The organism is Lederbergia citrisecunda, assembly GCF_018343695.1.
Classification (GTDB): Bacteria; Bacillota; Bacilli; order Bacillales; family Bacillaceae_C; genus Lederbergia; species Lederbergia citrisecunda.
In genome coordinates, this window is the sequence record NZ_JAGYPJ010000001.1 from 4,515,581 (window position 1) to 4,536,774 (window position 21,194).

Sequence of the window (21,194 nt, forward strand, 5' to 3'; positions counted from 1 at the left end):
TGGAGCGTCACAACTTCTATTTTTTATGAAGCGTGACTTCACCTCCTCAGCATTTCTATAATTGAAATTTAGTAAGATATACATACTTTACCCACAAAGCGGCAACAATTATCGTCTCAGATGAAAATTTATTAAAACTAGGTGAAAATCCTTAAATAATGATACGAATCTGTTATGATAGAAATATCTTCAATGATGGAAGCCATAAACAACCTTAAGAATAGCATTGGAGGGCTTTTCTTGAAAAAACTTGCTTCGGATCGTGAACTGATCTATGTACATATGAATCAAACAGATCATTTTGTTCTTTCGTACGGAATTGAATTTATGGAATTTATGTCAGGGATTCCTCACCCAATCCAAAACGCACTATTAATCCGTCATAAAGTAAAGGATAGCCATTTTAATATGCACACAATGTTAGAATACGTTGATCAAGAGCTGATTGAAAAGTTAGTCCAAGATGATGTACATGGCTATGGTGACTTTTGTTGGATTGATTTTAATGATGAGGAACATTTAAATCTCTTAAGTGGTCAGGAAATAGCTGAAATCCTCTATTTAGGTCATCTCAAAGATCACCTGAGACTTCCTTTTTATGGTAAATTGAAAAATCACTATGTTTATCTTGCTGGAGATGATGGTTGGTTTAATAAAACCTATTACAAAAATTGGGATTCCTTTTTTACAATGCTAGGCTCAGCGATTGCAGATAAAATGAACAATCAAAAAGAAAAGTCCCTCTTATTTAGAGTGAAAAAGAAAAATATTCCAGAAATTCCAAGAGAAATCCTCAACCCCTTTTCTGATTTTATGAAAGAAGGGATTGTTATTTCTATCGAAAAAGCTGTTCGCAATAGACTTACGACAGAAATTCCAGTATGGGTGATCGGAGATTTCTTTGATATGGATGAAATGTATGAAGAATATGAAACACTTGGCGGAAGAAAGCCTGACGGAAAACTTGTTTTTGATCGAAAAATGGGCGAATGGCAAGCGTTTGCGGCATATTCATCTACGTAAAACGAAAAAGCAAAGCGTGGGCTCACTAAAGGTGGATCCACGTTTTTTATCTGTTAAATAACACCAATCCTTCATTCGCCCATATACTATATAGAAGAGTGCAAGTACCTTACTTATTCGACGTACAGACCCACAGATGTGGGTCCTTCTTTCCATTTTTGTATCAAGATTTGTAATTAAGGAGAAATCAAGAATCGTACCTCGTTGTGGCACTTTTATTTCAGACAGTGTTCTAGTAAATTTATTAACTACTTTCAGCCCTAACCGAAATTGATCGCCTGGGTAGAAATTAACATACAAGCTTTACAGAGCTATGTAAAAAAGAAAATCAGAAGAATTATTTAGTATGTCCCTTCTTCGTGGTAAAATATAAGACATCTGCACATCATGGAGGATTAATATGAAAATTAATATTTGTTTATTATACGGTGGAAAATCGGCAGAGCATGAAGTTTCTTTACAAACAGCTAAAGCGGTAATTAAAGCTTTGGATACTAATAAATTTGCTATTCATCCTATTTTTATTTCTAATGAGGGAAATTGGATTAAAGGTCCAGAATTATTGGGACCAATCGAAAATGTTAAAGAGCTAGAATTCCGAAATGAAGGAGAAGAAGTAGGGCCAAATGCGCTAAGTACAAGGCTAGCGCCTGAACAAAAGGGAAGCTATGATGTGGTTTTTCCTCTTTTGCATGGTCCAAATGGTGAGGATGGTACAGTACAAGGAATGCTAGAGTTGTTAAACATTCCTTATGTCGGAAATGGCGTTCTTGCATCATCTGCGGGGATGGATAAAGTCATAATGAAAAATTTATTTGCGCAAGCTGGATTGGATCAAGTAAAGTACGAATCCTTTATTCGTAGTACATGGAATAGTGACCCTGAAAGAGCATATGATCAGGTCGAAACAGAAATAGGCTATCCTTGCTTTGTTAAACCTGCCAATCTAGGTTCAAGTGTAGGGATCAGTAAATGTGAAAATCGTAAAGAACTTGCTGAAGCATTTGTAGAGGCTTTTAAATATGACAGGAAAATTATCGTTGAGGAAGGAGTTACTGCCAGAGAGATAGAAGTTGGGGTTCTCGGAAATGACTTCCCAGAGTGCTCTGTCGCTGGAGAAATTGTCCCGAAAAAAGGATTTTATGATTACGAGGCTAAATACTCCGACGGCGATACATCCTTAGTTATTCCAGCAGATATCCCTGAGGAGCAATATAAAGAAATAACTAGAATGGCGATCAAAGCATTTAAAGCCCTTGACTGCTCAGGACTTGCGAGAGCTGATTTCTTTGTTACGAAAGAAGGCAGGATCATTATAAATGAAGTAAATACAATGCCGGGCTTCACTCCTTATAGCATGTTCCCACTTTTATGGAAACACACTGGGGTCGAGTACTCAGAATTAATTGAACGCTTAGTTCAACTTGCTTTGAAACGATACGAAGAAAAACAATCGATTATTTATACTGTTTAATTAAGCTTCGTTCAGGATCATTATTGATTTTGTCATTATTTTGATTGATGTGGAAACAATCGAAATTATACGATCTATATGCAAAACAAAGCTGTCCCTTAATCATAAATGATCCTTGGGACAGCTGTAACGTTAGGGGGAATTATAATGATAAAGCGTACTTTAGGTCAGTTGGCTACAATGATAAAAGTGGTAAATGATGTAACGAAATTTCAAGATATTGAAATAGCTGGAGTTTCATTTGATACAAGACTGATCAATCCTGGAACTTTATTTGTGCCATTAAAAGGGGATGCTAATGATGGTCACAAATATGTAGATACTGCATTTGAAAAAGGCGCAGCAGCGGTACTTTGGCAAAAAGATGTGCCAAATCCTCCCGAACATGCGCCTGTTTTAATAGTTGAAGATACGCTTAGTGCCCTGCAGGACCTAGCGCATTCCTATCGAAAACAGACTTCAGCAAAAGTTATCGCCATTACAGGTAGTAATGGGAAGACCACAACAAAGGATATTGTAGCATCTGTTTTTTCTGAGAATTATAAAGTACATAAAACAGATGGAAACTTTAATAACCATATTGGTCTACCTTTAACGATCCTTGCAATGGAGGAAACAACAGAAATTGCCATTTTAGAAATGGGAATGAGTGGAAAAGGGGAAATTTCATTATTGACACGGATCGCCCAGCCGGATGCTGCAATCATTACAAATATTGGTGAAGCGCATCTACAGGATTTGGGTTCTCGCGATGCCATTGCTAATGCTAAACTGGAAATTATCGAAGGACTTCCGAAAAACGGCTTATTGATTTATCCAGGTAATGAACCATTATTAGTTAAAAAAATTAGCAACCTTAAACAGTTCAATACTTGTACGTTTGGTGAAACGTCTGAAAATGATATTTATGCTGTAGATATCACGATCGGGGAGGACGGAAGTTCATTTGTCGTTCCTGGTCTTTCCGATGAACCATTCTTTCTTTCGATTGCTGGGAAACATAATATTATGAATGCGTTGGCCGCTATTCTCGCTGCAAAAGAATTTTTAATTTCTCCATCATCAATTCAAGCAGGTTTGAAATCGGTAAAGTTGTCAAACATGAGAATGGAATGGCATGACGGAATAAAAGGAACACGTATTTTAAATGATGCCTATAATGCAAGTCCAACTGCTATGAGGGCTGTAATTTCCATGGTTGAAAATATGCTTGAGGATCGTGCGAAAATAGTTGTATTAGGTGATATGTTAGAGCTTGGTGATAAGGAAGTAGAATTCCATGAGCAGATTGGAGAGGGGCTCGATCCAAGTAAAATCAAATACGTATTTACGTATGGATCATTAGCTAAAAATATTGCCTCTGGTGCAAGACTACATTTTCCAGAGGAACGCATTTTTGAGTTTGAAGATAAAGAAAAACTGATAAACGTATTAAAAGAAAAAATAGAGGGAAATGAACTCATCCTCTTTAAAGCTTCAAGAGGAGTTAAGCTGGAAGAAGTAGTCAATACGATGGTGATTAAAAACGAGCCAAAGAATATATATTAAAGGAAAGAAAGCATATTTTAAAATTGGTTTTGCTGTCCAGATCCAGCGCCTATCGACGTACAAACTTCTTGTCCTCCTCCCTACGATAAGGTCGATGTGCAAGGCTTTTCCGCTTTTCTAACAATTGTATTCAAAAAGGTTTAATGATAGAATAAGCAACATCGTTTACAGTTTTTCATGGCAGTTCTTTATGCATGTTTGCATAGAACCTAGGTACCCTAGGAGAGACAAGATCTCAATCTGAAGTTTTTAAAGGAGAATGAATAGCATTGACGAAGTTTGCAGATTTAAATTTAAGCCCTGCTCTGCTAAAAGCAGTTAACAGAATGGGCTTTGAAGAAGCTACACCTATACAAGCGAAAACGATACCCCTAAGCATGGAAGGAAAAGACCTAATTGGCCAAGCCCAAACAGGTACAGGAAAAACAGCAGCCTTTGGGATTCCGTTAATCGAAAAGATAGATGTGAAATCCCAACATGTGCAAGGAATTATTATTGCACCTACGAGGGAATTAGCCATTCAAGTTTCTGAAGAATTATATAAAATTGGCATGGATGCCCGAGTTCGCGTATTAGCAGTATATGGGGGCTCTGATATCCAACGTCAAATTAGGTCTTTGAAAAAAGGACCACATATTATCGTTGGAACTCCAGGGCGAATTTTAGACCATATTAACCGCCGTACGTTAAAATTAGGCAACGTTCATACGCTTATTCTTGATGAAGCGGATGAAATGCTTAACATGGGATTCATTGATGATATTGAATCGATTTTGGAAACCGTTCCTGAAGAAAGACAAACGCTTCTATTTTCTGCAACGATGCCAGAGCCAATCCGCAGAATTGCTGAACGTTTCATGAGATCGCCTGAAATAGTACGTGTTCAAGCTAAGGAAATGACTGTACCATTAATTGAACAATTTTTTGTTAAAGTTCCTGAAAAAGAAAAATTTGATGTTCTTGCAAGACTGATTGATGTACAATCACCTGAGCTTGCGATTGTATTTGGTAGAACGAAGCGTAGGGTTGACGAGCTTTCAAATGCTCTTACGGTAAGAGGATATACGGCTGAAGGGATTCACGGAGACCTTAGCCAAGCAAAACGGTTATCCGTCTTAAAGAAATTCAAGGAAGGAAAAGTGGATGTCCTTGTAGCGACGGATGTTGCGGCTAGAGGTTTGGATATTTCTGGAGTAACGCACGTTTATAATTACGATATTCCACAAGATCCTGAAAGTTATGTACACAGAATCGGAAGAACGGGTCGTGCTGGAAAAGAAGGAATGGCGATTACATTTGTGAGTCCTCGTGAAATGGGCTACCTAAGAATCGTAGAACAAACGACTAAGAAACGTATGCAGCCAATGCGTCCGCCAACTTGGGATGAAGCACTTGAGGGACAACAACGTATTACGATGGAGAAACTTGAAGAGAGCATCAAGGAAGGCAATCTGGATGAATACAAATCTGTTGCGAAAGAATTGCTCATAGAACATGATGATGCGATTACTGTTATAGCAGCAGCGTTAAAAGTCTTAACGAAAGCGCCTGATAAAACACCGGTTCATATTACAGAAGAAAAGCCACTTCCGCAAAAACGTGAGTCATTTAAAGGCGGCGGCGGCGGCCGAGGCGGCGGCGAAAATCGCAATAGACGCGGAAAATCAGGACAGCAACCATATAAAGGAAACCGCAAGCCACAGCGTAGAACTACTGGAAGAAGACCCTAAAATCCAGTAATTGGAACTCGCTAAAAAAGTGTAAGCGATCAATAGTAGGCCATGAGTCTATGGAGTCAAAAAAGCAATCGGTGCTAACGGAATATACCGATTGCTTTTTTTGGTTATTTTAAACTTTGTAAAGCTTTAGAGAAACCCTTTTACGTGCTTGGATTTGTAAATATTCTGTACTGTAGGTGAATGCTAGAATTAGCAATTTTTTGTGATAGTGAAACTCTAATCGAAGTTAGACGTAAATAAGAGGGACAAGGGGGCATCTTATGGATATCAATCAACCTGCAAAAAGAATCTCGAAGTTAGGATTAAAGGTATGGAGAATTACAGGGGCAATATATTCTTTAATACTATGGATTATTGCCATAGGTATTGGCGTACTCGTACATGTATTTGACTGGTCTATTTGGTTTACAATCATTGCATCTATTCTCGTTTTAGTCATAACGATCATGAACGTTTTCGTCTTCCCTACTATTAGATGGCGCAGATGGAGATATGAAGTGAGAGAGCAAGAAATTGAACTTCAGCATGGGGTCTTTATTATTACTCGTACACTTGTACCAATGGTGAGGGTGCAGCATGTTGATACGGTGCAAGGACCGATATTGCGAAAATATCGATTGGCGAGTATTCAAATTTCGACTGCTGCAACAAAGCACGAAATTCCTGCTATTAATTTACAGGAAGCGGAAGAATTGAGGCATGCCATTTCAAAATTGGCTAGGGTGGCTGAAGATGATGTCTAATCCAAATCGGCTCCATCCTATTACAATCGTGTTTTCTGTCATAAAAAATGTGAAAGAAACGATTATTCCACTCGTTTTTTACTTCATTGTTTTTATTATTCGAGATGGAGTAAAAGACCATATTCAAATTGAAGGATTTGGTCCGTGGGTGAATTTCGTTCCGTATCTCATTCTTATATTAGTATTTTTAATAATGGTTGCCACAGGAATTATAAAATGGTATCGCTATTCGTATAGAGTAGAAGATATGGAGTTGCGGATTGAACACGGGTTATTTGTAAAAAAGAAACGCTATATCCCGTTTGATCGAATTCAAAGTCTTGATTTTTCCGAAGGATTGCTTCATCGTCCATTTGGTCTTGTAAAAGTAAAGGTGGAAACAGCTGGAGGAAATACTGAAAAATCGGAAGCGGAAATGAGTGCAATCAAAAAAGAAGATGCGTTAGCACTAAGACGCCTTATAACTGAATCAAAGAATAGTGAAAAGGTATCAGAAGAAATAGTCGAAAATGTTGAGTCGACTCCTAAGCAATCCATTTTATATAAAATAAGGCCTAAGCAATTATTATTTTTTGCATCTACTTCTGGTCGTATCGGAGTAGTCTTACTCGCTGTTCTTGGATTTGGCAGCCAGTTTGATGAACTTATCCCGTTTGATAAGATTTTTAAAGAGATGGAGCATATCGTAAAAGCAGGTTACACGATCATCGTCATACTTGTTGCAATGGGTCTTTTTCTTGCCTGGCTCGTGTCTGTACTAATGGCCTATTTAAAATACAATGATTTTACATTGGAAAAAGTCGGGGATGATCTTGTCATCACAAGAGGATTATTGGAAAAACGGACAACAACCATTCCGATAAAAAGGGTTCAAGCCGTAACGATCCAAGAAAGCCTTCTAAGACAACCATTCGGGTATGCCAGTGTATCTGTTGAGTATGCAGGTGGATCTTTATTAGATGAAAATAGAGAAGGTCTTATCATGCCCGTAGTGAAGAGAAAGAAGATAGCTCAAATACTGCAAGAAACATTATCTGATTATATATTCGATATTGACTTTATTGCTGCGCCAAAGAGAGCTTTAAGACGTTTCTTCTTCATAAAAATGTTTGCAGCCGCCATTTTAACAGCTATACTATCTATTTGGCTTTGGCCTTATAGCCTAGTATCGATTTTATTGGTCATAGGTGCTTGGTTTATAGGCATACTGCAATTTAAATCAGCAGGATGGAATCTTACCGACACACAGCTTGCAATAAGATATAGGGGAATTGATCAACAAACGACATTCATGAGAAAAAATCGAATGCAGTCTCTTAATATATCGGCAAATTGGTTTCAAAAAAGAGCGGATCTCGCAAATATTGAAACGGCGGTTATGAGTGGAGGAGCAGCTATTTTTAAAGTGAAACATTTGGATTTAGAAGATGTAAAAAAGATTTATGAATGGTATCGGCCGACGAAAAAAGAATAGATAAAAGGAAAAGCCTTCGGGAGCTCATAAGCATTCCAAGGCTTTTTAAGAATTAAACTATAGTAAGTTGGCAAAAACTCGGTGATTTTAAAGCTTTGTCCAAAATCAGCCTCAAATTTCATGAACATTTTGGAATTATGTCCAATATCAGCTTCTTGATGGACAAACCACATAAAGATTATAGGCTTTTGTCCAATATCCGCTTCTTGTTGGACAAAACGCATGAAGATTTTGGGCCTTTTCCAATACCCACTTCTTGATGGACAAAGCGCATGAAAATCTTAGGTACTTGTCCATTAACCACTTCTTGCAGGACAAACCCTCGTTGATTTAAGGGAAATATCCATCCCTCACCCATTAGTGAAAAACTCGTACGAAATATTGTTACGAAACATGTCTTCAAAAACGAATAGAGCGAAAGTGAAGCAAGATTCTACCAATAAGAAACCCACTAATTAATCCGAAAATATGACCTGTAATATTAACGCCGGATTGGAAAAATGTCATGACGACACTAATAATAGCAATAGGAAGAATGACTTGCCGTCCTTGAAGAGGCATAGCATCCTTTTTGAAAACTAAAACGGCTAAATACACCCCAAACAAACCAAATATTGCTCCGCTTGCTCCAATATGTGTATAGTATGGAGGATGAATATATAAGGTAGCAATATTTGCTCCGATTCCGCTAGCTACATAGACAATGATAAACATGAATTTTCCTAGTGCTTTTTCAAGTGCTGGTCCGAAAAGGACAAGTGAAAATGAATTAAATAATAAATGAGCAAATGCAACATGGACAAAAATAGGGGTGATGAGTCTCCAATATTCCCCTTGTTGTATGTAAAGATTCACTCCTGCCAGTAATTCTAAAATCCAGTTGTGCGGAAAGATGGGAATATGCATCATAAGAAATATCAGTATATGAATTGCAATAAGGGTAGAAACTACCGGGTACAATTTAAGAAATTGTTTGAAACTCTCAGTTCTGACAAACATAGTATCGCTCCTTTAGGAGATGGTGCTTTCTGATCTTAGTCCACAAATCTTAGCATGAAGGATATAGAATGGACAACTATTAGATTGTACGTTATTTATATTTTTTTAGAAGGGAAGTCTGACATGATTATCGGAATAGGGATGGATCTAGTTGAGATAGAGAGGATTGAACAGCTGCGGTTTAAGCAAACACGTTTTCCAGTTCGTATTTTAACGAGAGCGGAATTAGATGTATATGAAACATTAAATGAAAAAAGAAAAACAGAATTTCTAGCTGGTCGATTTGCTGCAAAAGAAGCTTATTCTAAAGCTCGTGGAACCGGGATTGGTAGTGAACTATCATTTTTAGATATAGAAATTACAACAGATGGAAAAGGAAAGCCTATGATTACAAAGCCCGAATTTGGAAGAGTGCATTTATCCATTAGCCATACGAAATCATATGCAGCCGCTCAAGTAATTATTGAAACGCAAGAATAGAATAAAACTACAAATGAAATTCCAGGTTATATTGTCCAGGTTTGTCTCATATATTTTTAGTGCGTTAGGAGAGACAAGGTTTTGGCTGTGGGATGGATTGCCACGTTGTGCGGAACGGTTCGCATGTTGTAACAATGATACTGGACAATTTCCCAGCAGCCTGCTTTCTCTCTTCTTGTCATGGTCAAATGAGACAAAAAAGGGGTTGAAGGAATGAGAAAGGGGTTACGGCTATTTTGGTTGCTGCTCGCTTCCATTGCTGTGCTTTCTGCTTGCGGAGCAAAGTCGCAGGAAGATGTAACAAATGGGCTGACCAAAAAGGTAGATGATTTAAAAGGATACAAGGCGAAAGCTCAAATGACGCTAACTGTTGGCACTGAGCCACAAATTTATGAGATTGACGTTTGGCATGATAAACCTGGCAATTATCGTGTTCATTTAAAAAATGCCAAAAGAGAACAAAGTCAAATGATCCTACGTAATAAAAGTGGCGTTTATGTTCTGACTCCAGCTTTAAACAAGAGTTATCGTTTTCAAAGTGAGTGGCCGCAAAATAGCAGTCAAGCGTATTTGTATGAGTCACTTGTAAAGGATGTACTTGATGATAAAGAAGCGAAGTTCAAAACAACAAAAGATCATTACGTATTTGAAACGAAAACACGTTATCAAAACAGCAAGATGCTCCCTACACAGGAAATTACATTTAAAAAAGGATCACTCGAGCCAGTGAGTGTAAAAGTGATGGATTCAAACCATCAGCCTGTAGTAACTGTCAAATTTACGAATGTAGAGTTTAATGCTAAATTTGATAAAGGTGCTTTTGATACGAAAAAGAATATGACGAGTGCGCAGCTAGAAGTTCCAGTTATGTCTAATAATGCAGATAATGAATTTACAGTAAAATACTCCATGGTTGATATTCCTGGAATCACATTAAAAGAAGAAAACTCATACGTCACGGATAACGGTAAAAGGGTTTTACTAACATATGGTGGTGAAAAGTCGTTTACGCTTATTCAGGAAATGGCCGATGTCATTCCTACAACCTCTATGGAAATGATTGATAAGAATGGAGAAATGGTGGATTTAGGATTTTCCATTGGTGCTATGACGGGGGATTCCATTACATGGAATGAAGACGGCGTCGATTATGTTCTATTTTCTACTGATTTGTCTCCGGATGAAATGGTAATGGTCGCACAATCAGTACAAGGAGGAGCAATCAAATAAGAAATCCATTCGGCAGACCTTTTCCATCAGAATTGGTCTGTTTTTCTTTATGCTCTATAAAATCATCTATATGTAAAGTTTTAGTGTAAGAAGATTATTGAAAAGTTGTTAGATCAACTGTCACCTCCTCATTTCTTATTGACATATTCCTAGTGGAGTTTGATAATCAATTATATTATTGAACATCATACGGGAAGTGACCAACTTGGAAGAGAACAAAGTTTTTTATAGAGACACATGGGCAGAAATAGATTTAGATGCATTATATTCCAATATAAGTCAGATTCGCGAGTACCTTCCTAAGGAGACGAACATTTTTGCAGCTGTGAAAGCAAACGCATATGGACATGGTGATATCCCAACTGCGAAAACGGTTTTGGCTGCTGGAGTTCATGGATTAGCTGTTGCCTTTTTGGATGAAGCTCTAGCAATTAGGGATGCTGGAATTACGGCCCCTATTTTAGTGTTAGGGGCTACCAGGGCAGAGGATGCAGGGATTGCAGCCTGCAAAAATATATCTTTGACTGTTTTTCAACTAGATTGGCTTCAACAAGCTGAGAAAGTTATCCCTACTGAAACTAGCCTTCGTGTCCATATCAAATGTGATACTGGGATGGGAAGAATAGGGATAACGAATGAAGATGAGCTACTTAAGATAGACGGCTTTATACGGAAATCGGATCGTATCATTTTTGAAGGGATATTTACACATTTTTCTACAGCAGATCAGCTTAATGAAACTTATTACAATAAACAACTTTCCCGTTTTAAATATTATTTAAGCTGTCTTGAAACACTTCCTCCGTATATTCATGCAGCAAATAGTGCTGCAGCTCTTTGTCATAATGATTCTCTTTTTAATACGGTCAGAATCGGGATAGCCATGTATGGATTAACCCCTTCCGACGAAATTAAAGATATTCTTCCATTTAATCGAAAAGAAGTCTTTTCACTTCATACTAAAATCGTCCATGTGAAAAAACTCCATGCAGGAGAAAAAGTCGGGTACGGTGCGGATTACTGCGCATCTGAAGATGAATGGATTGCGACTCTTCCTATTGGGTATGCTGATGGATGGATACGTAAACTTAGGGGATTTGAAGTCATAGCGGATGGTGAAATGGTTCCCATTGTTGGTAAAATTTGCATGGACCAGACAATGATCAGGCTTCCTAGAAACATGCCAGTCGGTACGCAAGTCACACTTATTGGAAAGCAAAAAGAACTCTACATCTCAGTCGACGACGTTGCAACAAAATTGGAAACCATTAATTACGAAGTCACCTGTACAATTACAAGTCGCGTACCGCGCGTATACAAAACACGCAGTATGTGACGAAATAAAGGAACCATTACCATACAAACACTGAGAGGTGTTTTACCTAAAACACTAGGTATTAAGGTAGAAACAAGCAATCTTTGAATTTGAAAAATGGCTTCCTAGGTTGGAAAGTAATTTTGTTGTCTCTAGTCAACGCCTTCCGTTTTTCTTATAAAATTTATCGAAAAAAAGCAGGACTTTTACGGAAATTGGAGAAAAGTATGTATTAGTATTTGATTTATAGGATGATACTAAGAAAAGTAGAAATCGACTTAAAAAAGTAGGATGGCTAATTTACTCTTTGCAGAGAACATATTTGATGGTATTATAAACAATGAATGAAATGGCTTGTAGTGATGGTGGAGGTGTAGTCGTTGTCTGAATCCAGCGCAACAACGGAAATTATAATTCGATTGCCGCAGCAATTGATTGCTGAAATGGACGGTTTTGCAGAAATGGAAAATGTTAATCGCAATGAATTCATTTATCGTGCTACTAAAATGTATCTTCGTGAAAGAAGAAAGCGCCAAATTGTTGAGTCCATGAGGCGCGGCTACATGGAAATGGCCAAAATTAATTTGGCGATTGCGTCAGAAGCAATTCAGGCGGAATATGAGGCAGAAAACACTGTTGTACGTCTTGTAAGCGGGGGATAAGCCCTTGGTAGTTAAACGTGGTGACGTGTATTTCGCTGATTTATCTCCAGTGGTAGGATCGGAGCAAGGCGGTGTCCGACCAGTCCTGGTTATCCAAAATGACATTGGCAACCGGTTTAGTCCCACTGTGATCGTTGCAGCTATAACAGCGCAGATTCAAAAAGCAAAACTGCCTACCCATGTGGAAATTGATGCTAAAAAGTACGGATTTGAAAGAGACTCTGTTCTTTTGCTTGAACAAATTAGAACGATTGACAAGCAACGTTTAACTGATAAAATCACGCACCTAGATGAAGAAATGATGGATAAAGTAGATGAAGCCTTACAGATTAGTTTAGGACTCATCGATTTTTAAGCGCTCTGTATTAGACAGGAGCGCTTTTTTGTATTTATTTAAATAGGACAAATTGTCGATAACACTATATAACTTTCTACCTAATTATGTAAATTGCAAGTGACAGTAATTGTCTTTACAAGATAACTATTGCTAAAATTAATTACAAAACTCAATACGCTTTTGCAAAGGAGATGGAGTTTTGAATAAGGAAATAGTTCATTTTATTAAAAAAAGTGAAGATGAGATTCTGGAATTATGGATGAAAGAGATGAAAACAATTGGAGATGAACGTGCCATTAATATTATTTCTGATCAAGTATTCTACAATACTAGTAAAGAATTTATGGAACTTGTCGTTTCCAGTATTTTAGACACGAACGAAAAATATTATGAGAAAATTGGATCCTTTGTGGAAAATGTCGTGAGAATTGGTTGGCCCTTAACATTTTTAACAAAGGGACTTAGGACATTAAGTAAAATCTTATATGTAAAATTCACATCTGAAAATGATTATAACTTTGAACAAACTAATGAACTCATTTGGGAATTCGACAAATGGTTGACGCCTATATACGATGAAATGATTGAAACATATTCTGCTACATGGGAAAGAACATTTTCATTACAAAAAATTGCATTACAAGAATTGTCTGCACCATTAATCCCTGTTTTTGAGAAAATATCCATTATGCCTCTAGTTGGAACGATTGATACTGAGAGAGCAAGGTTGATTATGGAAAACTTATTGACGGGAGTAGTAAAGCATAGGGCGGATGTTGTACTAATTGATATTACTGGGGTTCCTGTAGTGGATACGATGGTCGCTCATCATATTATTCAAGCGGCTGATGCTGTAAGGCTTGTTGGAGCAAAATGTATGATCGTCGGTATTCGTCCTGAAATCGCCCAGACGATTGTAAATCTTGGAATCGATTTAGAGCAAATCATCACGACGAGTACATTGCGAAAAGGCATTGAAAAAGCACTCGGTTTTACGAATAGAAAAATGATACGAGTGGAGGGGTAAGCTTGAGAATTCCAATTTTAAAGCTTCGCGATTGCCTGCTTGTATCAATCCAATGGGAGTTGGATGATCAAACAGCATTGCAGTTTCAAGAAGATCTATTGCATAAAATTCATCAAACAAGTGTCCGTGGAGTAGTCATTGATATTACGTCTATTGATTTTATCGATTCTTTTATTGCCAAAGTGCTGGGTGACGTAATAAATATGTCAAAGCTATTGGGAGCTAAAGTCGTTATTACCGGGATTCAACCTGCTGTTGCGATTACACTAATTGAGTTAGGCATTCGCTTAGAGGACGTCGTCACCGCCCTTGATTTGGAAAATGGTTTGGATAAATTAGAACAGGAATTGGGGGACTAGCCTATGGAGGTGCAGTCCTGTGTAAAAATAATAAATGAATGGGACATCGTAGCAGTTCGCCAATTAGGCAGAAATGTGGCTAAAGAGCTTGGATTTGGGATAGTTGACCAGGCGAGAATCACGACTGCGATTAGCGAATTGGCCCGTAATATTTTCCTTTATGCCGGCCAAGGTGACGTATGTATAGTGAAAGAACAACAGAATGGGAGAAACGGGTTGAAAATTATTGCGAAAGACAACGGACCTGGAATAGCTGATATTCGTAGAGTTATGGAAGATGGTTACACAACGTCTGGAGGGCTAGGAGCTGGACTACCTGGTGTAAAACGCCTGATGGATGAGTTTGATATTCAATCGAAATTACATGAAGGAACGGAGATAATTGCAATCAAGTGGCTCCGATAGAAGGGGTGAACTGTTTTGGCTTTCAGAGATACGATTGAATCAAAATACAAAGATATCATGAATCACTATTTAAAGGATCAAAATGAACAAATTCTATATCAAGCGCAAAAATTAAGTAGAAAATTAATCGAGCATCAAATCGCTCCTGAAGAAATAATCAGTCTCCATAAAACAATTATGCTAGAACATAATCTTACTAAGAAAACCTTTAGCGATTCCTTCGATATATTATTGGAGGTTATGATTGGATATGGTTTATCTTATCGAGAACATCAAAGTCTTCGAACGGAACAACTGGCCTTGAAAAGTGAAATTGAAGTAGCAGCTAGTATGCAGCAAACATTATTAGGTACATCGATTCTAAAGGTTGATGGACTTGATATAGGCGCTGTCAGTGTACCAGCTAGGCAAATGAATGGAGATTATCATCATTTTGTTAAAGATGAAAATGGCTGTTTGGGAATCGCGCTTGCAGATGTAATTGGTAAAGGAATCCCTGCTGCATTATCAATGTCAATGATTAAATATGCGATGGATAGTTTGTCAGAAAATCGCCATAACCCAGGTGCCATACTTGAAAGCCTAAACAGAGTAGTAGAACAAAATGTCGACCCGAGTATGTTCATTACGATGTGTTATGGTGTGTATAATCCATTGGAGCATACATTTTGCTATGCGTCTGCGGGGCATGAACCTGGATTTTATTATTCATTCGAGAATCAAAAATTCCATGACTTGGATGGAAAAGGATTGCTACTAGGAATAGAGAAGAAAACAAAATACAAAGAATATGAACAAAAAGTCTCGACGGGTGATATGATTATTCTTTTTTCTGATGGAGTGACCGAATGCCGAACAGAAGAGGGTTTTATCGAGCGGGATGATTTAATCGGGTATATTGAAAAATACATACATTTACCGGCACAAGAAATTGTGACCAATATTTATAAGGACCTAGAGCGCCTTCAAGAATTTGAACTAAGAGACGATTTTACTCTCATTATTTTAAAAAGAACGGAATAATATGTTTTATTGCTATTTATCAGGGTATGTATACTACAGCATTAAGTGTATTAAAAGGGGTGGATGTTTGGTGAACATTTCGATAAGTTTAACGGAAACTGAAAGTCAATTACACGCAAAACTAGAAGGAGAAATAGATGCCTACACAGCTCCAAAAGTGAAGGAATCTCTTCATCCCTATGCGGAAAAAGCTGGGATTAAAATGATTGTAGATTTAAAAGATGTTTCTTATATGGATAGTACAGGTCTCGGTGTATTTGTAGGTTTATTTAAAACATTGAAAGCTGAAAATGGAGAATTGATTTTAACAGGTTTGTCTGATCGATTAAAACGGTTATTTGAAATAACTGGATTAGCTGATGTAATGAACATCAATACCGAGGTAGAGGGTGGAGTGTAATGAAGGAAGCTTTTGACTACATCGAAATGAAAATACCAGCTATGCCAGAGTATGTAGGGGTAATTCGGTTAACTCTTTCAGGAATTGCAAGTAGAATGGGGTTTACATATGACCTAATTGACGATTTGAAAATAGCAGTGAGTGAAGCCATTACGAATGCAGTCCAGCATGCATATAAAAAGGATGAAGGAGGGGAAATAGTTGTTGGTTTCGCCCTTTATCAGAACAGACTTGAAGTAATGGTTGCCGATTCGGGTAAAAGTTTCGATTTAAATAAAGCACGTGACGAAATGGGACCTTATAACGAAAACAGTCAAATAGAATTTCTTCGTGAAGGAGGTCTGGGTCTTTATTTAATCGAAAGTTTAATGGATGAAGTGAAAATTCATCAAAACGAAGGGGTAACGGTATTCATGACCAAATACCTCGAAGGAGAGCAGGTGGAGAGGAATGTCGAAACAATCTCAACCTGATCAGGCAAAAAATCAAGTCAATGAATGGATTAAGGCATATCAAAATCACGAGGACGAGGAAGCACAAAACGAGCTAGTCCTTCATTATAAAAATCTCGTCGAATCCATTGCTCGCAAATATTCAAAAGGAAAATCCTTTCATGAAGATATTTTCCAAGTAGGAATCATTGGGCTGCTCGGTGCGATTCGCCGATATGACGAATCATATGGTAAGACCTTCGAAGCATTTGCCATTCCAACCGTTATTGGTGAAATAAAGCGGTTTTTAAGAGATAAAACTTGGAGCGTTCATGTCCCTAGGCGTATTAAAGAATTGGGACCGAAAATAAAAACAACTGTTGAGGAACTTACAATTAAACTTCAGAGATCCCCGCAGATCCATGAAATAGCAAAACACTTGGGGGTCTCAGAAGAGGAAGTATTGGAAGCGATGGAAATGGGAAAAAGCTATCAAGCCTTATCTGTCGATCACTCTATTGAAGCTGATGCCGATGGAAGCACAGTTACATTACTCGACATTGTCGGAAATGTGGACGAAGGATACGAGAAAGTGAATCAAAGACTTGTGTTGGATAAGGTTCTCCATATTTTATCCGATAGAGAGAAATTAATTATTCAATATACCTACTTAGAAAACATGAGCCAGAAAGAAGCAGGCGAAATGTTGAATATCTCGCAAATGCATGTTTCAAGATTGCAAAGGCGAGCGATAAAAAAATTGCGGGAAGCTATTTTTGCTGAATCTTTGAATACGGAAAGCTCTCCTTTATGATACATCTTAAGAACGATCATTCAGAAGCGCACGCTTTCCAAACTGCAAAAGACAGTAATCTTTTATGTGGTGACAGTTTTTATCTAACCTTAACGGAAGACTATTTTCTATGTGTGCTTGCCGATGGACTTGGAAGTGGAAAATATGCATACGAAGCTTCTCAGGCAGCTGTATCTGTAGTGAAATCAAATCCCGAAGAAAGCGTAAATACTTTAATGGATTTCTGTAATAAAGTATTGATCAGAAAACGCGGAGCTGCGGTAGCCATTTTTAAAGTTGATTTCAAGCAAAAAGAGTTTGAATATAGTTGTGTAGGCAATATTCGATTTTATTTATACACTCCAGTGGGTAAGCTTGTTTATCCGATGCCAGTCACAGGCTACCTATCAGGAAAGCCACAGAAATATAGAACACATAAATACACTTACGAACCAAATTCGAAATTTTTGATTCACTCAGATGGATTTGTCAATGTAAACACGAAAAGTTTGTTGAGTAGCTGCCAATCGATTCCTGCAATAGTTGCACATTTAAAAGTAAAACAAGTTAATAAATTAGACGACATGTCATTTATCGTCGGAACCTTGCTCTAAACGAGCGGGGTTTTTTGCTATTCGATCATTATGTTAAAATATAAGCATCACGTAATGAAATGAGGGAAGCCCGTGATTGAAATGGAAAATAAAGAAGAAGTACTGTTACGGAAATTAGCAGGAGAGCTTCAATTATCAAAAAAACAAATTCAAAGCGTCATTCATCTACTTGAAGAAGGCAATACCGTACCTTTTATAGCCCGTTATCGCAAAGAAATGACTGGGGCACTTGATGAGGTGCAAATAAAATCAATATTGGACAGTTGGACGTATTTACAAAATTTAGAACAGCGTAAAGAAGATGTCATCAGACTGATTGAAGAGCAAGGAAAGCTTACAGATGATTTAAAGAAACAAATATTGAAAGCTGATAAGCTTCAGCTAGTTGAGGATCTATATAGACCATATAAACAAAAACGTCGCACAAGGGCAACGATTGCAAAGGAAAAAGGGCTAGAGCCATTAGCCCAATGGATGCTTAGCTTTCCTGTAAGCGGAAGTCTTGAAGCGGAGGCTGAAAAGTATATCTCAGAAGAAAAAGAGATTCTAACAAGTGCAGATGCGGTTAAAGGGGCACAGGACATTATCGCAGAACAAGTCTCTGATGATGCTTCATTTCGTGAATGGATTCGAAAAGAAACATACCAATCCGGAATCATTGTTTCTTCTGTTAAAAATGAGGAAAAAGACGAAAAGAGGATTTTTGAAAACTATTATAGTTATGAAGAACCTGTAAAACGAATTGTCCCACATCGAATTCTAGCTTTAAATCGTGGAGAAAAAGAAGATATTCTTCGTGTATCGATCCAATCGAATACGGAGCGGATTTTTTCATTTTTACATAAAAAGGTACTTGAAAACGAAAATTCCATCGTAGCATCTGAAATAAAAGAGGCAATCGATGATGGATATAAACGTCTGATCGAACCTGCTATTGAAAGGGAAATTCGGAATGAATTGACCGAAGTAGCTGAAAATCAAGCCATTCATATTTTTTCAGAGAACTTAAGAAAGTTATTATTGCAGCCACCTTTAAAAGGAAAGGTCGTCCTTGGCGTCGATCCTGCTTATCGAACAGGTTGCAAATTGGCTGTTGTCGATGAAACCGGGAAGATGCTTTACATCGATGTTATTTATCCTCATCCACCTAAAGCAAAGCCTGATGAGGCAAAGAAAAAGGTACTTAATGTTATTCGGAAATTTGGTGTGGAACTCATTGCTATTGGGAACGGAACAGCATCACAAGAGACGGAACAATTTACTGTAGATGTACTTAAAGAAAATCAATTAGATTTAGCATACATCATAGTAAATGAAGCAGGAGCAAGTGTTTATTCTGCCTCTGATCTAGCAAGAGAAGAATTTCCGGATTTACAAGTAGAGGAAAGAAGCGCGGTTTCCATCGCAAGAAGATTGCAGGACCCATTGGCAGAATTAGTAAAAATAGATCCAAAGTCAGTCGGTGTTGGGCAATACCAGCATGATGTTTCTCAAAAAAAATTAAATGAATCGTTAACATTCGTGGTAGAGACCGCAGTTAACCAAGTTGGAGTAAATGTGAATACTGCTTCTTCATCGCTTTTACAATATGTTTCCGGATTAAGCAAAACAGTCGCTAATAATATTGTTAAATTTAGAGAAGAGAATGGAAAGCTTAATAATCGAAAACAATTATCTAGTATCCCACGTCTTGGAGCGAAAACATATGAACAGGCGATTGGGTTTATGAGAATATTAGAAGGTGAAGAACCATTGGATTCAACACCTATTCATCCGGAAAACTATGTTAGCGTGAAGAAACTTTTAAAGAGGCTAGGGTTTTCCGCAAGTGATATAGGAAGCGAAGAACTTGCAAATGAGTTAAAAGAAATGGACATAAATGTCATTTCAGATGAGCTAGGGCTCGGAGTATTGACACTTCAAGATATTGTAGATGCTTTAATGAAACCGGGACGTGACTTACGTGACGAGTTGCCAAAGCCACTTTTGAAAAAGGATTTACTTAAACTTGAAGACCTTCAAGCTGGAATGGAATTGCAAGGAACCATTCGTAATGTAGTTGATTTTGGTGCGTTTGTCGATGTTGGTGTGAAAGAGGATGGCCTTGTTCATATTTCTAAGCTGAGCAATCGATTCGTGAAGCACCCTCTTGACGTCGTTTCACTAGGAGATATTGTAACGGTATGGGTTGAAAGTGTAGATGTGAAAAAAGGAAGACTTTCACTGACAATGGTGAAGAAATAAAAGCAAAAGTGCAAGAGAGTTTCTCTGTAGAATTTATTTAAGCAACATAAGAAAAACACTGCTATTCGGATTAGCAGTGTTTTTTTCTATAAAGAAACCAACATTGATTAAGTAATTTGATTTGATATCTATTTTTTTCTAAAAAGGCTTTTTGAATTTGGCTTTGAAGCCAAGTAGGCATACGAATGACCTCCTAGTGAGTATTCGTTCATCAATAATGTATGGTAAAATGGATTGTCTCGTTCGAGCAATTTTGGAGGGAGAAACATGACAAATGAGGAACTGCAATCCTTAACGGAGGAAATTTCGGTTAGCTTATTTCATAAAGTTTTTAAACATTCGGCATATTTTAACCCAAGGCTCCGTACAACTGGTGGGCGCTATATGCTTTCAACACATAATATTGAAATAAATCGTCATTATTATGAAGAACATGGATTTGACGAATTAGTTGGAATCATTAAGCATGAATTATGTCACTACCATTTACATATTGAAGGAAAAGGATTTAAGCATAGAGATAAAGATTTTCGAGAATTAATGAAAATGGTAGGAGCACCGAGGCATTGCACACCGCTGAAAGAAAGTATAAAAAGAAATAACCCCTTAAAGGTATATTTTTATAAATGCACAAATTGCGGACAAGGTTACCAAAGGCAAAGAAAGGTCAACACCAACCGTTATGTTTGTGGAAAATGTGGTGGGAAATTGGAAGGGCTTATGAAAACAGCAAAATAATTTTTCCGACAAACACGGCTTTGTAAGCTCATTGTTGATTTGCCTCAAAGTTGATTCGAGCGGAAGGTGTAAGACTCCGGTTTGGAAAGGGTCAAAGTAGTGATCTTACTAGTGCGTCAAATGCCTAAATGTTTTT

Annotated in this window: 24 protein-coding genes; 21 read left to right on the forward strand and 3 right to left on the reverse strand. The window is 37.6% G+C overall.

The features are described 5' to 3' along the window. Positions 1–240: 240 nt before the first annotated feature. From KHA93_RS22025 to KHA93_RS22050, 6 genes are all read left to right on the forward strand, one after another. Positions 241–1,023, forward strand: coding sequence for a hypothetical protein (locus tag KHA93_RS22025; protein WP_233711290.1), 783 nt, complete (start codon positions 241–243; stop codon positions 1,021–1,023). 400 nt (positions 1,024–1,423) lie between these two features. Next, positions 1,424–2,497 carry a D-alanine--D-alanine ligase gene (locus KHA93_RS22030; RefSeq protein ID WP_213112679.1) on the forward strand — a complete coding sequence of 358 codons (1,074 nt, stop codon included), beginning with the start codon at positions 1,424–1,426 and terminating at the stop codon, positions 2,495–2,497. A 147-nt stretch (positions 2,498–2,644) separates the two neighbouring features. Then, positions 2,645–4,045, forward strand: coding sequence for a UDP-N-acetylmuramoyl-tripeptide--D-alanyl-D-alanine ligase (locus tag KHA93_RS22035; protein WP_213112680.1), 1,401 nt, complete (start codon positions 2,645–2,647; stop codon positions 4,043–4,045). Between the two features lie 269 nt (positions 4,046–4,314). Further along, positions 4,315–5,775: a degradosome RNA helicase CshA gene (cshA, locus tag KHA93_RS22040; RefSeq protein ID WP_213112681.1), complete on the forward strand. Its 1,461-nt coding sequence runs from the start codon at positions 4,315–4,317 to the stop codon at positions 5,773–5,775. A gap of 269 nt (positions 5,776–6,044) precedes the next feature. Further along, positions 6,045–6,527 (forward strand): PH domain-containing protein, encoded by a 483-nt coding sequence (locus KHA93_RS22045; RefSeq protein WP_213112682.1) that lies wholly within the window; start codon positions 6,045–6,047, stop codon positions 6,525–6,527. Beyond that, a complete protein-coding gene (locus tag KHA93_RS22050) occupies positions 6,517–8,001 on the forward strand; it encodes a PH domain-containing protein (RefSeq protein WP_233711292.1) in 1,485 nt (494 codons plus the stop codon). Before KHA93_RS22045 ends, KHA93_RS22050 begins: the two co-directional genes overlap by 11 nt. Here the strand turns inward: KHA93_RS22050 and KHA93_RS22055 are convergent. After that, positions 7,968–8,225 (reverse strand): hypothetical protein, encoded by a 258-nt coding sequence (locus tag KHA93_RS22055; RefSeq protein ID WP_213112683.1) that lies wholly within the window; start codon positions 8,223–8,225, stop codon positions 7,968–7,970. The genes KHA93_RS22050 and KHA93_RS22055 overlap by 34 nt on opposite strands. 175 nt (positions 8,226–8,400) lie before the next feature. Then, positions 8,401–9,000: a rhomboid family intramembrane serine protease gene (locus tag KHA93_RS22060; RefSeq protein ID WP_213112684.1), complete on the reverse strand. Its 600-nt coding sequence runs from the start codon at positions 8,998–9,000 to the stop codon at positions 8,401–8,403. Positions 9,001–9,123: 123 nt separating this feature from the next. Between KHA93_RS22060 and acpS the strand changes: the two genes are divergently transcribed. The 14 genes from acpS to KHA93_RS22130 all read left to right on the forward strand — a co-directional run bounded on the left by acpS (position 9,124) and on the right by KHA93_RS22130 (position 20,320). Next, positions 9,124–9,480: a holo-ACP synthase gene (gene acpS, locus KHA93_RS22065; protein ID WP_213113096.1), complete on the forward strand. Its 357-nt coding sequence runs from the start codon at positions 9,124–9,126 to the stop codon at positions 9,478–9,480. A gap of 213 nt (positions 9,481–9,693) precedes the next feature. After that, positions 9,694–10,710, forward strand: coding sequence for a LolA family protein (locus KHA93_RS22070; protein WP_213112685.1), 1,017 nt, complete (start codon positions 9,694–9,696; stop codon positions 10,708–10,710). A 205-nt stretch (positions 10,711–10,915) separates the two neighbouring features. Next, a complete protein-coding gene (gene alr, locus KHA93_RS22075; RefSeq protein WP_213112686.1) occupies positions 10,916–12,046 on the forward strand; it encodes an alanine racemase in 1,131 nt (376 codons plus the stop codon). Between the two features lie 359 nt (positions 12,047–12,405). Next, the gene (locus KHA93_RS22080; protein WP_213112687.1) at positions 12,406–12,687 is read left to right on the forward strand and encodes a CopG family ribbon-helix-helix protein; all 282 of its coding nucleotides are present in this window, start codon (positions 12,406–12,408) and stop codon (positions 12,685–12,687) included. A gap of 4 nt (positions 12,688–12,691) precedes the next feature. Further along, positions 12,692–13,042: a type II toxin-antitoxin system endoribonuclease NdoA gene (gene ndoA, locus KHA93_RS22085; protein ID WP_213112688.1), complete on the forward strand. Its 351-nt coding sequence runs from the start codon at positions 12,692–12,694 to the stop codon at positions 13,040–13,042. Positions 13,043–13,223: 181 nt separating this feature from the next. Further along, complete coding sequence (locus KHA93_RS22090) at positions 13,224–14,051, forward strand: RsbT co-antagonist protein RsbRA (protein WP_213112689.1); 828 nt, start codon at positions 13,224–13,226, stop codon at positions 14,049–14,051. Between the two features lie 2 nt (positions 14,052–14,053). Beyond that, a complete protein-coding gene (locus KHA93_RS22095) occupies positions 14,054–14,410 on the forward strand; it encodes an STAS domain-containing protein (protein ID WP_213112690.1) in 357 nt (118 codons plus the stop codon). A 3-nt stretch (positions 14,411–14,413) separates the two neighbouring features. Further along, positions 14,414–14,815 carry an anti-sigma regulatory factor gene (locus KHA93_RS22100; protein WP_213112691.1) on the forward strand — a complete coding sequence of 134 codons (402 nt, stop codon included), beginning with the start codon at positions 14,414–14,416 and terminating at the stop codon, positions 14,813–14,815. A 15-nt stretch (positions 14,816–14,830) separates the two neighbouring features. Then, positions 14,831–15,838: a PP2C family protein-serine/threonine phosphatase gene (locus KHA93_RS22105; RefSeq protein ID WP_213112692.1), complete on the forward strand. Its 1,008-nt coding sequence runs from the start codon at positions 14,831–14,833 to the stop codon at positions 15,836–15,838. Positions 15,839–15,908: 70 nt separating this feature from the next. Further along, the gene (locus KHA93_RS22110; protein WP_213112693.1) at positions 15,909–16,238 is read left to right on the forward strand and encodes an anti-sigma factor antagonist; all 330 of its coding nucleotides are present in this window, start codon (positions 15,909–15,911) and stop codon (positions 16,236–16,238) included. After that, positions 16,238–16,711 (forward strand): anti-sigma B factor RsbW, encoded by a 474-nt coding sequence (rsbW, locus tag KHA93_RS22115; RefSeq protein WP_213112694.1) that lies wholly within the window; start codon positions 16,238–16,240, stop codon positions 16,709–16,711. Before KHA93_RS22110 ends, rsbW begins: the two co-directional genes overlap by 1 nt. Next, positions 16,689–17,483 carry an RNA polymerase sigma factor SigB gene (gene sigB, locus KHA93_RS22120; RefSeq protein WP_213112695.1) on the forward strand — a complete coding sequence of 265 codons (795 nt, stop codon included), beginning with the start codon at positions 16,689–16,691 and terminating at the stop codon, positions 17,481–17,483. The genes rsbW and sigB overlap by 23 nt, the downstream gene beginning before the upstream one ends. Beyond that, positions 17,480–18,076 carry a PP2C family serine/threonine-protein phosphatase gene (locus KHA93_RS22125; protein WP_213112696.1) on the forward strand — a complete coding sequence of 199 codons (597 nt, stop codon included), beginning with the start codon at positions 17,480–17,482 and terminating at the stop codon, positions 18,074–18,076. Before sigB ends, KHA93_RS22125 begins: the two co-directional genes overlap by 4 nt. An 81-nt stretch (positions 18,077–18,157) precedes the next feature. Beyond that, on the forward strand, positions 18,158–20,320 hold the full coding sequence (locus KHA93_RS22130; protein WP_213113097.1) for a Tex family protein: 2,163 nt from the start codon (positions 18,158–18,160) through the stop codon (positions 20,318–20,320). A gap of 70 nt (positions 20,321–20,390) precedes the next feature. On the opposite strand, the gene cmpA is transcribed toward KHA93_RS22130, so the two are convergent. Next, positions 20,391–20,501 carry a cortex morphogenetic protein CmpA gene (cmpA, locus tag KHA93_RS22135; RefSeq protein ID WP_213112697.1) on the reverse strand — a complete coding sequence of 37 codons (111 nt, stop codon included), beginning with the start codon at positions 20,499–20,501 and terminating at the stop codon, positions 20,391–20,393. 86 nt (positions 20,502–20,587) lie between these two features. Between cmpA and KHA93_RS22140 the strand changes: the two genes are divergently transcribed. Beyond that, entirely contained in the window at positions 20,588–21,058 is a 471-nt protein-coding gene (locus KHA93_RS22140) for a SprT family protein (RefSeq protein WP_213112698.1), read from the forward strand. Positions 21,059–21,194 lie beyond the last annotated feature (136 nt).